Source organism: Tenacibaculum sp. TB-53, from assembly GCF_059716285.2.
On sequence record NZ_CM202790.1, the window covers coordinates 2,433,881 to 2,448,320 of the forward strand.

The following is a 14,440-nucleotide window of genomic DNA, read 5'->3' on the forward strand; positions in this document are numbered from 1 at the left end:
GAATGCTCAAAGAGTTTAAAGACTTTGCAATGAAAGGAAATTTAGTGGACATTGCAGTAGGTTTTGTAATGGGTGCTGCTTTCAAGCAAGTGGTAACTTCTTTCACTGGAGGAATTGTTTCTCCTTTAATTGGACTTATTTTTAAAGCTGATTTTAAGGACATAAAGTATGTAATTAAAGAAGGAGTAACTGATGAAGCTGGTAAAGTAACAGGCGAAGTTGCTATAATGTATGGTGAGTTTTTAACAAATGTTATTGATTTTATTATTGTAGCTTTTGTTATGTTTATGGTGGTAAAAGCAGTAAATGCTATGAAGAAAAAAGAAGAACCTGCTCCAGAAGCTCCAAAGGGACCTAGTCAAGAAGAACTATTAGCAGAAATTAGAGATTTACTAAAAAAGTAATCCGATTAAATATTAAATAGAAAAGCTCGCAATTGCGAGCTTTTCTATTTTCTAATAGTTCTATCTAATTTACACATGCTTTCCTTTCTCCCAACCATGTTTTCCTAAATACTGTTCACCACTTTCAACCGCACCATCTTCAATACTTGTTCCCATAGAATCATTCCAACGATTTAAATACCCGAAAAGAGAAATCACACCTAACATTTCAACTATTTCACCTTCATCCCAATATTTATACAATTCTTCTTTTATCTTTTCATCCACCATATTTGGAATCATTGAAGCTGCCAATGAAAAATCTAACGCAGCACGTTCAGCATCAGAAAAGGCAGAGTGTGTTTTATATTCCCATATATTATCTAATTGTTCTTGTTCTGCACCATAACGCTCAGCAGCACGAATTGCATGTGCTTGACAATAACGACAACCTGTAGCATTGCTACTTACCCAAGCAATCATCCGTTTTAAAGCAGAAGTTACACGACCGTGATTAGCCATTACTGCTTTGTTTAAATTGATAAATGCTTTGGAAATTTCTGGTCGTCGTTGCATGGTTAACACTGAATTCGGACAAAAACCTAAGGTTTCATTATAAAAATCAGATAATTGTTTCGTTTCCGCATCATGATTCGGATCTAAAGGAGTTACTAAAGGCATAGTTTTATTTTTAAGTTTTTAATACTAACTTTTTGCTGTAAGTTTGTGTTACTATTTAAACGCTTAAGTCGAAACACAAATTGACTTACTTACGCAATAAACAAAAAATTATCAAGATATGGCAACAAACACAGTTACAACCGTTTGGAAAGAAAACATGCAATTTGAAAGTGACAACCCTAGTGGACACTCAATAGTTATTGATACTTCTGAAGAGCATGGTGGCAATAATTCTGGATTACGACCTAAAGCTATGATGCTTTCATCGTTAGCAGGCTGTTCTGGTTTAGATATCGTACCTATGCTAGAAAAAATGCGTGTAAAAATTGATGATTTTAAAATTGTTGTTACTGGTGAATTAACTGAAGAGCACCCAAAATATTACCATAAAGTTTTAGTGGATTATCATTTTTACGGTAGTGATTTAGACGAAAAAAAAATTAACAAAGCAGTAGATTTATCGATAGAAAAATACTGTGGTGTTATGGAAATGTTTAGAAAATTTGCTGATGTAACTACTGCTATTCACTTACATAATAACTAATCTATTTTCGATAAAATTGCTATGCGCTGGACATTAAAACCGCAACCAGACACCTTTAAAGTAAAACAGTTAGCCAAAGAATTATCTATCGATACAACCTTGGCTAAAATCTTAGTACAACGTGGAATAGAAACCTTTGATGAAGCTAAACATTTCTTTCGCCCTTCGTTGAGTGATTTACATGATCCTTTTTTAATGAAGGATATGGAGCTTGCAGTACAACGCATAGAAACTGCTATTACTAATAACGAAAATATTTTAGTTTTTGGCGATTACGATGTTGACGGAACTACCGCTGTTTCTTTACTATCTTCTTACCTAAAAACAATTCATCCTAATATTGCAACCTATATTCCTGATCGATATGAAGAAGGATATGGTATTTCTTTTCAAGGAATTGATTTCGCTGAAGATAATGGTTTTTCACTTATCGTAGCTTTAGACTGCGGAATTAAAGCTATTGATAAAGTTGCCTATGCTACTGAAAAAAATATTGATTTTATTATTTGTGACCACCACAAACCTGGAAATGAAATTCCTAAAGCAGTTGCTGTTTTAAATCCTAAGCAAATAGATTGTAACTATCCATATGATGAACTGTGTGGCTGTGGTGTTGGTTTTAAATTAATTCAAGCATTAGCTTCAAAAAGAAATCAAACAATTGACGATTTAATTCCATATTTAGATTTAGTAGCTACTGCAATTGCAGCTGATATTGTTCCGATGACTGGGGAAAATAGAGTTCTAGCTTATCATGGATTAAAAGTCATTAATTCACAACCTAGAAATGGTATTAAAGCTATCATTCATCAGTTGCAAAAAAAAGAACTTACCATTACAGACGTAGTTTTTATCATTGCTCCTCGAATAAATGCTGCTGGGAGAATGAAACACGGAAACTATGCTGTTGAACTGTTAACCGAAATGGATTTTGATTCAGCAGTTGAGTTTGCTGCTGCAATTGAAAAGTTCAATTCTGATAGAAAGGAGCTGGACAAAGCAATTACACAAGAAGCCTTACTTCAAATTAAAAATAACAACGAACAAGAAAATTACACCACAGTTGTTTTTGATGAAAATTGGCACAAAGGAGTCATTGGTATTGTAGCTTCTCGTTTAACAGAAACTTACTACAGACCTACCTTGGTTTTTACTAAAAGTGGTGAAAAATTGGCTGCCTCAGCTCGTTCAGTAAAAGGATTTGATGTATATAATGCTTTAGAAGAATGCTCAGAATTTATTGAACAGTTTGGTGGACATAAATATGCAGCGGGTTTAACTTTATTACCCGAGCAATATCAAAATTTTAAAAATAAGTTTGAAGAAGTAGTGAAAGCCACTATTGATAAAGACTTGTTAACTCCAGAAATCACTATTGATGCTGAGCTTGACCTATCAGAAATCACACCTAAGTTTTTCCGTATAGTCCAACAAATGGCACCTTTTGGTCCGCTAAACATGAAACCAATTTTTACTACTTCAGCAGTAAGAGATAATGGGTATGGTAAACAAGTTGGCGCAGACAAAAGTCATTTAAAACTAAACCTTATTTATGGTTCAGACCAAAAAACATATAATGCCATAGGTTTTGGTCTAGGAAATAAAATAGCCATCGCTCAAAACGATTTTGACATTGTATATACTTTAGATGAAAACACATGGAACGGACACACAACTATACAATTGATTTTAAAAGACTTAAAATAGCTATTACTTTTATTTAGAATAATTCCAAATAATCTTATATATTTGTTACGGTAATAAAATATAGTTATGGACGGAATTACTAAAATATACGACAACAACATAGGTATTTCATTTCACTGGAAAGATAACAACTCTAAGCTAGTTCAATTAATATTTAGAGATACAGGGTTTCATTTAACTGAAGAAGAAATTGAATTATTTTTAGAAAAAGTTACTGATTCAAAACTTCAAAAAAACTGCGCTACTTGTAGTAAAGGTAAAGACTGTAGATCCATTCTACTACAAACACCTTCTAATAAAGTTAGCATGGCAGTTTCTTCAGTCGAACTGTGGCAGATAGACGACCTTTTAAAAGGCACACTATTTCAACTAAGAATGAATAATTATCTAAATGAGCTATGTAGAAATTAAGAAGGCTTGCAAAATTAGCAAGCCTTCTATAATTATTTATCTTCTTTAATTAAGTACATATATACCGGATAGTGATCACTATATCCTCCTGTATACTTTCCATAAGAGAAACTTCTGAAAGGATACCCTTTATAACGACCACTTTTTTGTGTTAAAAAACGTTTATTAAAGATTCCTGATTTAAACATTTTATAGGTTAAAAAATCTTTTTCTCCCTTATCTAATAGTGGAGAAGTAAACATAATTTGATCAAATAAATTAATATTATCTCTATACCCTAATGTATTAAATCCACGACGGAACATATCTTCATAAGGATTATAAATATCTCCCTCTTTAACGTTTTTCTTCTTACTTTTAGTTTGCAAAACAGATTTAAAGCTAGAGTTAATAGGATCATCGTTAAAATCACCCATAATTAACACTTTTGGATTTGGGTCGTTCAGCTTAATTTTTTCTATAATTTGCTTCACTTTATAAGCGGCTTTTTCACGCAATGGTCTACTCTTCGCTTCCCCTCCTCTTCGAGATGGCCAGTGATTTACAATAACATGTATTAACTCGTCATCTAAATAACCCGATACTAATAAAATATCGCGTGTATATACCTTTCTGTTTTGACTGTAAATATTAGGATTAAAAACCTCAAAATGAATTGGCTTAAAATAACGTGGTTGATACAACAACCCAACATCAATCCCTCTTTTATCAGGAGAGTCAAAATGAATAATACTATAACGCTTCTTTTTTAACCTTTCCGATGCTACTAAATCTTCTAAAACTTTCTTGTTTTCAACCTCAGCAACGCCTAAAATTACTGGACTCGTTTTTGTCTTTTCAGCTCCTAACTGTGAGATAACTTCTCCAAGTTTATCTATTTTATCTATATATACCTCTTCTTTATCTCCTTTTATTTCCATGATGGGACTTGCTTCATCATTCTTTTCAGGATCATTTTCGGTATCAAAAAGGTTTTCTAAATTATAAAAACCAACAGTTCTTATTTTATATTTTTTTGCTCCTTGTTGCGCATATGAAGAAAAAACAACAAGAGTTAAGACTAAAAATAAAGCTATATTTCTCATTTAATAAATTTTACGCAACAAAAGTAAAAACAATTTTCAAGCCAAAATCTATAATTTACATAAAACCATTTTTAGTAACTTTAACTTAATATTAACACAATTAGAATTTTCGTAGTTTTGCCTCCCTTTCGCTTTATTTTTTAGCTATGGGAAACAAATGTATTTAAATATTTTACAAACAATCATTTATGAAAAATTTTACGATAACAATGTTATTGCTTTTCTCAGGTTTATTTGGCTTGAATGCACAGAACATTGTAAAGGGAATTGTAATAAACGGCGATTCTGAAAATCCTATGCAAGGTGTTTCTGTAAGTATAAAAGAAGTAAGCGTCTCAAGTACTACAGACGCCAGCGGGGCTTTTACACTAAATGGGTTACCAAACGGAAGACAAATTGTAACGGTATCAGTAAATGGGTATGAAACCCAAAACTTTCCAGTTGAACTATCTGGAAAAACAGTAGATTTAGGCACAATCTTTATGTATGAAGATTTATCTGAAGATCAAGATTTAAGCACCATCACTATTACAGATGATGAGTTAAATGATGATACTAGTGCTGCTGATAACATTTCTGGTTTACTACAAGCCTCTAGAGATGTATATTTACGTACTGCCGCTTTTGAATGGAGTGGCTCTTTTTACAGAGTACGTGGTTTAGATTCTGAAAATGGTAAAGTTTTGATTAATGGAATTGAAATGAACAAACTATACAACGGAAGACCTCAATGGAGTAACTGGGGAGGTTTAAACGATGTATTGCGTAACCAAGAGTTTAGTAATGGACTAACTCCTTCAAACTATGCTTTTGGTGGTGTTTTAGGTTCTACAAATATTAACACAAGAGCTTCTGAATATAGTGAAGGTGGACGTATTTCTTATGCTTCTTCTAATAGAAGTTACAACCACCGTCTAATGGCAACATATTCTTCAGGTTTATTAGCTAATGGATGGGCAATAACTGTTTCTGGTAGTAGAAGAGCTGGTAACGAAGGGTATGTTGATGGTACTTTTTACGATGCCAACTCCATCTTTTTGTCACTTGAAAAGCAAATTAACGATGCTCATAGCTTAAACTTAACTGTGATTGCTGCAGAGAACGAAAGAGGAAAATCTTCACCAAATACTCAAGAGGTTTTTGATATTAAAGGAATTCGTTATAACTCATATTGGGGAAAACAAGGAGACAAAAACAGAAACTCAAGAGTTAAGAGATTATACGAACCAATTGTTATGTTGAACCACTATTGGAACCTTTCTGAAAACACTACATTAAACACTAATATTGGTTTTCAGTTTGGAGAAATAGGTAACAGTCGTTTAGATTATAACGGTGCTAACAATCCTGACCCTACGTATTACAGAAAGTTACCAAGCTGGTATTTATCAGATCCTAATGGACCAGATTATGAAAACGCATACAAATCATTAACTGGTTTCCAAAATGATGGACAAATTGATTGGGATGACTTATATATTGGAAACGAAGGAAGCCCAGAAAATGCTCGTGTAATTTTATATGAAGATAGAAATGATGATCAGCAATTAACAGCTAATATGATTTTATCTTCAGAGTTAAATGAAAATATTACACTAACAGCAAGTGGCGAGTATAGAAAGTTAAAGTCTGAAAACTTTGCTTCTCCAATAGATATGCTTGGAGCTACAGGTTATTTGGATGTGAATACTTTTGGTGATAATTTTGACCAACAACAAAGTAACCTTTTAACTCCTAATAGAACAATTAGATTAGGAGACCGCTTTAAATACAACTATATCTTCAATTCTGAAGTATATGGTGGTTTTGCTCAATTACAATTCAAATACAACAAAGTTGATTTTTATGTAGCAGGACAAGCGAACAATACTACACATCAAAGAGAAGGTTTATTCCAAAACGGATACTTTCCAACTAACTCTTACGGAAAATCAGATAAGTTAGATTTCTTTAACTACGGTGCTAAAGGAGGATTAACCTATAAAATTTCTGGTCGTCACTTAATTGATGTAAACGGAGGTTATATTACAAAAGCACCTTCTCTGCGTAACTCTTTTGCCAACTCAAGAGCTAACAATGTTACAGTTGCTGATGTTGCTGAATTAAATAGTGAAAAAATATTATCTGGAGATGTTAGCTATGTTTTTAGAAGCCCTTTAATTACTTCAAGAGTTACAGGTTACTATACAGATATTAAAGATGCTACTGAAATTTCATTCTTCTTTGCTGATGGTATTGGAGGAGATACTTCGGCATTTATTCAAGAAATCTTAACTGGTATAGATAAAAGACATTTTGGTGTTGAGTTTGGGATTGAAGCGCAAGTTACTCCTACAATTAAATTAAAAGGGGCTGCAAACATTGGTCAGTACACCTATAATAATAACCCAAATCTTGTAATTACTACCGAAAACGCTAATACAGAAGGTTTCATTGATGGTAAAAGAGATATGGGGCTTGCTTCTCTTAAAGATTATAAACTTGCTGCTGGACCTCATAAGGCTTACTCTTTTGGTTTTGAATATAGAGACCCAGATTATTGGTTTGTTAGTGTTACAGCAAACTATATGGATGAAGCTTATGTAGATGTTTCTCCTATTAGAAGAACTGCTAATTTTATAAGTGATGCAGACGGAGCTGCTTTTGCAGATTACGACCCAGTGTTAGCTAGACAATTATTAACTCAAGAGCAATTTGATGATTATATAGTTGTAAATGCCATCGGGGGAAAATCATGGAAAGTAGGCGATGGTAAATACATTGGTTTATTTGCTAGTGTTAGTAACTTATTCAACGAAGAATATAAAACAGGTGGTTTCGAGCAAGGAAGAAATGCAAATTATCACCAATTACGCGACGATAACGCTAACGGGACACCAACCTTTGGAAATAAATACTGGTACGGTAGGGGTACTACTTATTTCTTAAACTTAAATTATAGATTCTAAAAAACACTCAAAATGAAAAAAATAAATTTATACAAGATTTTTGCAATACTTTTTATTGCAATTTCTGCTTCATGTGTTGACAATAATGATTTTGAATTACCAACTATTGGACCAGATAAACAATACGAGAACTTAAAGTCTTTAGACGAAGTCATAGCACAATATAACGGTAATATAGTTGAATTTAATGACGACACCACTATCTTTGGTTATGTTGTTTCTGACGACAGAGAAGGAAATTTCTATAAAGAATTAGTTATTCAAGACAAGCCTGAAAATCCCACAGTAGGAGTTGTAATTAAAATTGATGATGCTAACTTAGGTGCTAGATATAATATAGGAAGAAAAATATATGTAAAACTAAAAGGTTTAGCCTTAAGCAAACCATATTCAGCTTTTGAAATAGGTATCAAAGGTACTGGTAATCGTACTGATAGAATAAGTGCTAACGATTATATAAGTAAAATAGATAGATCTTCTGAAATCGTTGATATTATACCAACTACTTTAACAATTGGTGAGTTAACTGAAAATCAAATCAATACCTTAGTTAAAATTGAAAACCTTCAATCTGAAACAAAAGGATTACAATATGCTTACCCTGAAGACAATAGTTATATTACAAGAACCATGACTTCTTGTGAAACTTTTGAAAAAATTGATATTTCAACAAGTAAATTTGTTAGCTTCAAAGAATACTATATCCCTGATAACAAAGGTAGCATTACTGCTATTTTAGATGAATTTGCTGGTAACTATCAATTAATTCTTAGAAACACTAATGATATTAACTTTACTGATGAATATGGTTGTAACGCACCTCCTATTGACGCTACTTTAAATGAAGTTAAAGCCTTTTATAAAGGTAGTGGAGAAGCAACAATTACAAAAAACTTAAAAATAAAAGTAGTTATTACTTCTGATTTAGCTGCTGGTAACTTACACCCCTTAAGTGCATTTGCTCAAGATGCTACTGCTGGTATTGCTTTACGTTTTAGTGGAGATCATAACTTAAACTTAGGAGACGAAGTAGAAATCGCTGTTGGAGGAACTAAACTAAGTGAATATAACGATTTATTACAATTAAACATTACTCCTTCTAGTATTATTAAATCTACAGCAGGCACTTTACCAACCCCTGAAACTATCACTTTCGCTCAGGCTTTAACTGGTGATTACGAAAGTAAATTAGTACAAATTAATGGAGTACAGTTTAAAGACAATACCAAAATTTATAATGGAAATAACGAGTTAATCACTGAATGTGATGGTACTCCTTTAACCACTTATGTTAGAAAAGAGGCAACTTTTGCTAACAATAATGTAAATGATAAAAAAGGGGCTATAACAGGTATTATGACTGTTTTTGAAGGTACTCCTCAAATCTATTTAAGAAACGAAACTGATCTTAATTTTACAGAAGACTATGTTACATGTGGAGGTACTACTACTAATGCTATTTTCTTTTCAGAATTAGCAGACCCTAACAATAATGCTAATGCTAGATTTATAGAGTTATATAATTCTGGAACAGATCCAATAGACTTAACAGGTTGGACAATTAGAAGATATACAAATGATGCTACTTCATCAACATCTTCAATTGACTTATCTGGTAAAACCATAGCTGGAACTAGTACTTTTGTAATTGCCAAAAATGCTGCAGAACTCTCAAGTATATATGGTGTTACTGCTGATATGGAGTCAACTTCTGCAGCAGCAGATTCTAACGGAGACGACCAATTAGAGCTAGTAGATCCAAGCGGAACTGTAATCGATATCTTTGGAGTTATTGGGGAAGATGGATCTGGTACAAATCACGAATTTGAAGATGGTAGAGCTTACCGCAAAGCTTCAGTAACACAAGGAAACCCAACATATACATTTGCAGAATGGGATATTTGGAATGACACAGGAGATGCAGGTACTACAAATGCACCTCAAGATGCCCCTGGTGCTTTTACACCTGGAGTGAGATAATCTCTTTTTTGATATAAAAAACCCAAGGTTTAAGCCTTGGGTTTTTTCATTCCTTATAACACCTACTTTTTAACCAATTGTCTAGTATACCTTTTCCCTGTATCATTTAAAGACACAAAATAAATTCCTGCTGATAGTTTTGAAACATCTATATTACTATTTCTAGAACTCATTTTTACTTTTGTAAGCAACCTTCCGTTAGCATTATAAATAGCAACTTCTCTATTTTTCCACAACTCATTATTTACTTGTAAAACTATAGAATTTCCTTCGATAGGGTTAGGTGAAAAGACAATTACATCTTTATCATTTACTAAAACTTGCCTTACATTTAAATTATCGGTTTTAGCACTACCACAATTTCCTATATTATTCCATCCATTTGAAGTTCTCTCATACAAAACATTAAAATAAACAACCTTATCACCAACCTGATAGTTTTGGGAAGAATCATATTGAGGCACACCATCACAAATATTTGTACTTGTTCCTCCATCTCCTTCTACAATATTTATAGTATAATCTTCAACCTCACCATAATCAAATGAACCACAAGAAGCAGGAGTATTATTGTATCGCATTGACACTCTCATTCTTGTGACACCTAATTTTGCAGTAGTAGGTACAGTAAAGCTTCCATTAACTGAATTATCAGTAGAAGCACTTTTAACCCACACTTGCTCTCCGTTATCTTCAAAATCAGAATCCTGATTATAATCAATCCAAACAGTATATCCTTCTTTATAAACTGTACCTGTCCATTTAGGAGTAATAGTAATTGTATTAGAGCTACCTCGTTCTAAATCAGTAGAAATACTAGTAAAATCTTGATATCCATTTGTAGCTCCTGAATTATTATTAATTGACCCAAGTGTTACATTCTGAATATATTCATCATTTACATTATTTCCTTTTGATTCACAATACGTTGGTACACTAACGCTTCCTTTACTTTTAGCTACTTCAATTAAGTACTCTAAACCAAGTTTCGCAAATTTTGCCGCATGCGTAGCATTTGCAGTTGGAAATCGGTCAGACGTATCGTTCACTGTATGAATATATGGACTCGAACCATTAAATGAAGCTTCAAAAGGAAAAGCTGCATCATACCCTTGTTGTGCCCAACTATAATGATCTGAACAACCATAATTACATCGTGTATAATCGTAAGTAAATTGATGACTTCCTGAAGCATTGTAATGATCCATAAGGCTAGCTAAAAAAGCATTAAGGGTACTGCTATTATAACTATCATCAGAAATATAAACATCCTTTGGTGACCCTTTGTAATTCGTCATATCAAACTGCACATACGACAACACATTAACATTTCTATTTTTATAATCCTGAGCAATTTCTTTTGAACCTCTTAAGCCAACTTCTTCAGCAGCAAATGCCATAAACTCTATAGTTCTTTTTGGTTCAAAATTCATTTCAAAAAGTACTCTTGCCATTTCAGTAATCGTAGCAATACCAGAAGCATTATCATCAGCACCAGGAGCATTCGTTTCTCTTTCTGGACTAACAGAATCAATATGACCACCTATTATTACGTATTCATTTGGAAGATCACCTCCTTGAATAGTCATAACAACCGAAGGCATTGTGGTACTATTGTGATTAACTATTCTCACACTAACATCAGACCTGCCACTAGCCATGGTTTCCCATTTCTGTTTTAAATCCAGAACAGCATCTTTTGCCTTTTGTGTAGTATGATATCTAGTACCATAGTTTTCAAGCTCTACTATTTGATTCGCAATATTTGTATTATTCACCAAACCCAAACTTTGATTTACAAGTTGGTCTTCACTAATAGTGTAAGAAGCTCTTTTATAATGCGATTTTTTACTTTGTAGCTTCTGAATTGTTTGTAAAGCATCTTTTTCAGAAGACTCATAAATAAACCCAGGACCATGAGTTAAAATCATATGGTGTAACTTTTCTGCCGCATAATCACTTAACTTAACAGCACTGAAGCCATTAGCAGAGGAAATAATTTTAATATCAGAAGGAGCAACTTCTTGCAGTTTTAAGGCGTCTTTAGTTTCAATGGTACCATAAAACATCTTTTTTTGGCTGTAAATAGTAGAAAAACTAAGGCACAGCAATAGTAGCGAAAGTAGAAAATACTTTTTTTTCATTTTTGAAGGGTATTAATATTAATTTAAAATTTTACGTAAGTTATTAAAAATTAACATTATAGAATAATAATTGTTTTTTTAATTATCTTTTAGTTATAAACTTAATTCTAAAATTTATTCATTCTATCGCTCAACCAGTTTTGCAGTATATTCCTTTTTTTGCATCTTTATATACACACAAATTTTTGCTACAAATGTTTTCAAAACATAGGATAACCAAAGCTTTTAAGAAAGCAAAAGAACTACCTTTAAACAAGGATTCTAAATACATTTTATTTTCTGATTGCCATAGAGGTGATAACAGTTTTGCTGATGATTTTGCTCACAATCGAAAAATATATCACTATGCATTATCTCAATATTTACAAAAAGAATTTACTTATATAGAATTAGGAGATGGTGATGAGCTTTGGGAAAATAAATTTGCAAATATTTTCAATGCAAATAAAAACATCTACTTATTACTTCAAAAGTTTCATCAACAAGACAGGCTACATTTTATTTGGGGAAATCATGATATGAATTACAGAAAACCTAAAAACGTTGCTAAAAACTTTAACTCTTATTACGATACCATTGACGGAAAAAAGAAAGAATTAATGCCCAATGCTTCCTTTTCAGAAGCAATTAAATTGATACAAGAAAATGGGAAATCTATTTTTTTACTTCACGGTCATCAAGCAGATTGGTTTAACTATACTTTTTGGAAATTAAGTAGGTTTTTAGTTCGTTTACTATGGCGACCACTACAAATACATGGAATTAAAGACCCTACAAGTCCCGCTCAAAACTTTAAAGAGCTCATAAAGGTAGAGAAACGTTTGGAAAAATGGATTAAAAACAATAATAACCAAATGATTGTTACAGGACACACACACCGTCCTCGATTTCCATCAGAAAACGAGCTTCCACATTTTAACGATGGTAGTTGTGTACACCCAAGATGCATTACTGGTTTAGAAATTGAAAACAATGAAATAACTCTTATTAAATGGCATGTAATTACTAATAAAGATGGTACCATGCAGATAACAAGAACAGTTCTTGAAGGACCTAAAAAAATAACTAACTACATTTAAAACCTTAACTCTTTCTTAACTTCAGGTGTTACATCATATAACAATTTATTAAATTACACTTAATATTTACATTAAAAAAGAGAAATACTTTTGAATTACCTCTAACTTGAGGTGTATGGTCAATATAAATTTATTAGTTTTTGTCGACTATTTATTTGACTTACCATATACTGCCTTGAAAACAAGGCAGTTTTTTAATATTTGCTTAACCTTAAGTTAACATTAGGGTTAGTAATTTGTCTCGACAAAAACTAATAAATTATCCTTAATGTATTACAAAAAAATACTTACAGCTGTAAGTATATTTATGTTGACGCATATATATGCACAACAAGGAAAAGACTCAAAATTTGGTAATGGCTTATTTAATATCATAGGGAAAGATAGTACTTGGTCTATGAAAATGAGTGCCAGAATGCAATTCTTAGCAACTGCCGAATGGGATTCTAACAAAGATGGTTTATATAACCCAACATCTTCAATGTTAGTAAGAAGAGCTCGTTTAAAATTTAAAGGATTTGCTTTTTCCCCTAAATTAAAATATAAAATGGAGCTTGGGTTATCTAATAGAGATATTAGTGGCGCTTCTAAACACACAGGAAATGCACCAAGATATATATTAGATGCTGTTATAAAGTGGAATTTCTTTCAAAATTTTGAATTATGGTTTGGGCAAACCAAACTACCTGGCAACCGCGAGCGTATTATTTCTTCAGGTGATATGCAATTAGTAGATCGCTCTCTATTAAACAGCCGTTTTAATATTGATAGAGATATGGGAGTACAATTAAAACACCATTTTAATTTATCTGACAAGTTTATTGTAAAAGAAGCACTAGCCTTTTCTCAAGGTGAAGGAAGAAATGTTACTGTAGGAAACTTAGGTGGACATCAATATACCGCTCATCTAGAACTTTTACCTTTTGGAAAGTTTGAAGGTAAAGGAGATTATGTAGGTGGTGACTTAAAAAGAGAACAAACACCTAAACTTGCTATTGGTATGAGTTACGACTTTAATAACAATGCCGTAAAAACTAGAAGTAACCAAGGTACTTATATGGTTAATGATGAAGGATACTATCAAACAAACATATCAACCTTTTTTATGGATGCTATGTTCAAGTATAAAGGATTCTCTTTTATGGGAGAATATTCATACCGAGACGCCGAAGATCCTTTCGCAAAAAACTCAGACGGCACACTTACTGGAGAAATTGTACAAGTAGGAAGTGGTTTAAACCTTCAATCAGGATATTTGTTTTCTAAAAACTGGGAAATATCTGGTCGTTTTACTAATATTTCTTTAGATAAAAAAATCACAGGAAAAGGAACTGAAAATCAATATACAATAGGATTATCAAAGTATATTGTTGGTCATAAATTAAAAGTACAAACCGACATTAGTTACTTAGATATAGCGACAGCTACTAATCAATTAATGTATAGATTACAGGTAGACATACACCTTTAAATGATAA

General features: G+C 32.4%; 11 protein-coding genes. 8 read left to right on the forward strand and 3 right to left on the reverse strand.

Annotated elements, in window-relative coordinates:
- Positions 1-2 precede the first annotated feature (2 nt).
- The gene (gene mscL, locus AC3VJB_RS11220; protein WP_196781614.1) at positions 3-404 is read left to right on the forward strand and encodes a large-conductance mechanosensitive channel protein MscL; all 402 of its coding nucleotides are present in this window, start codon (positions 3-5) and stop codon (positions 402-404) included.
- A 69-nt stretch (positions 405-473) separates the two neighbouring features.
- On the opposite strand, the gene AC3VJB_RS11225 is transcribed toward mscL, so the two are convergent.
- On the reverse strand, positions 474-1,064 hold the full coding sequence (locus AC3VJB_RS11225) for a carboxymuconolactone decarboxylase family protein (RefSeq protein ID WP_437823467.1): 591 nt from the start codon (positions 1,062-1,064) through the stop codon (positions 474-476).
- Between the two features lie 118 nt (positions 1,065-1,182).
- On the opposite strand from AC3VJB_RS11225, the gene AC3VJB_RS11230 reads away from it, so the two are divergent.
- The 3 genes from AC3VJB_RS11230 (at position 1,183) to AC3VJB_RS11240 (ending at position 3,726) form a co-directional block, all read left to right on the forward strand.
- Entirely contained in the window at positions 1,183-1,608 is a 426-nt protein-coding gene (locus tag AC3VJB_RS11230) for an OsmC family protein (RefSeq protein ID WP_073182218.1), read from the forward strand.
- Positions 1,609-1,629: 21 nt separating this feature from the next.
- Positions 1,630-3,315, forward strand: a complete 1,686-nt coding sequence (recJ, locus tag AC3VJB_RS11235; RefSeq protein ID WP_437823468.1) for a single-stranded-DNA-specific exonuclease RecJ — start codon at positions 1,630-1,632, stop codon at positions 3,313-3,315.
- A gap of 66 nt (positions 3,316-3,381) precedes the next feature.
- The gene (locus AC3VJB_RS11240; protein WP_047790766.1) at positions 3,382-3,726 is read left to right on the forward strand and encodes a hypothetical protein; all 345 of its coding nucleotides are present in this window, start codon (positions 3,382-3,384) and stop codon (positions 3,724-3,726) included.
- A gap of 32 nt (positions 3,727-3,758) precedes the next feature.
- Here AC3VJB_RS11240 and AC3VJB_RS11245 read toward each other — a convergent pair whose 3' ends face one another.
- A complete protein-coding gene (locus AC3VJB_RS11245) occupies positions 3,759-4,811 on the reverse strand; it encodes an endonuclease/exonuclease/phosphatase family protein (RefSeq protein WP_437823469.1) in 1,053 nt (350 codons plus the stop codon).
- A 188-nt stretch (positions 4,812-4,999) separates the two neighbouring features.
- Between AC3VJB_RS11245 and AC3VJB_RS11250 the strand changes: the two genes are divergently transcribed.
- Together AC3VJB_RS11250 and AC3VJB_RS11255 are read left to right on the forward strand one after the other, a co-directional pair.
- Positions 5,000-7,759 (forward strand): carboxypeptidase-like regulatory domain-containing protein, encoded by a 2,760-nt coding sequence (locus AC3VJB_RS11250; protein ID WP_253679424.1) that lies wholly within the window; start codon positions 5,000-5,002, stop codon positions 7,757-7,759.
- A gap of 12 nt (positions 7,760-7,771) precedes the next feature.
- Positions 7,772-9,739, forward strand: a complete 1,968-nt coding sequence (locus tag AC3VJB_RS11255) for a DUF5689 domain-containing protein (protein ID WP_497667152.1) — start codon at positions 7,772-7,774, stop codon at positions 9,737-9,739.
- 62 nt (positions 9,740-9,801) lie between these two features.
- Here the strand turns inward: AC3VJB_RS11255 and AC3VJB_RS11260 are convergent, their stop codons facing one another.
- Positions 9,802-11,883: a M20/M25/M40 family metallo-hydrolase gene (locus tag AC3VJB_RS11260; protein ID WP_497667153.1), complete on the reverse strand. Its 2,082-nt coding sequence runs from the start codon at positions 11,881-11,883 to the stop codon at positions 9,802-9,804.
- A 194-nt stretch (positions 11,884-12,077) separates the two neighbouring features.
- On the opposite strand from AC3VJB_RS11260, the gene AC3VJB_RS11265 reads away from it, so the two are divergent.
- Entirely contained in the window at positions 12,078-12,962 is an 885-nt protein-coding gene (locus tag AC3VJB_RS11265) for a metallophosphoesterase (RefSeq protein ID WP_253679421.1), read from the forward strand.
- A gap of 268 nt (positions 12,963-13,230) precedes the next feature.
- Entirely contained in the window at positions 13,231-14,433 is a 1,203-nt protein-coding gene (locus AC3VJB_RS11270; RefSeq protein ID WP_497667154.1) for a porin, read from the forward strand.
- The last annotated feature ends 7 nt before the right edge of the window (positions 14,434-14,440 follow it).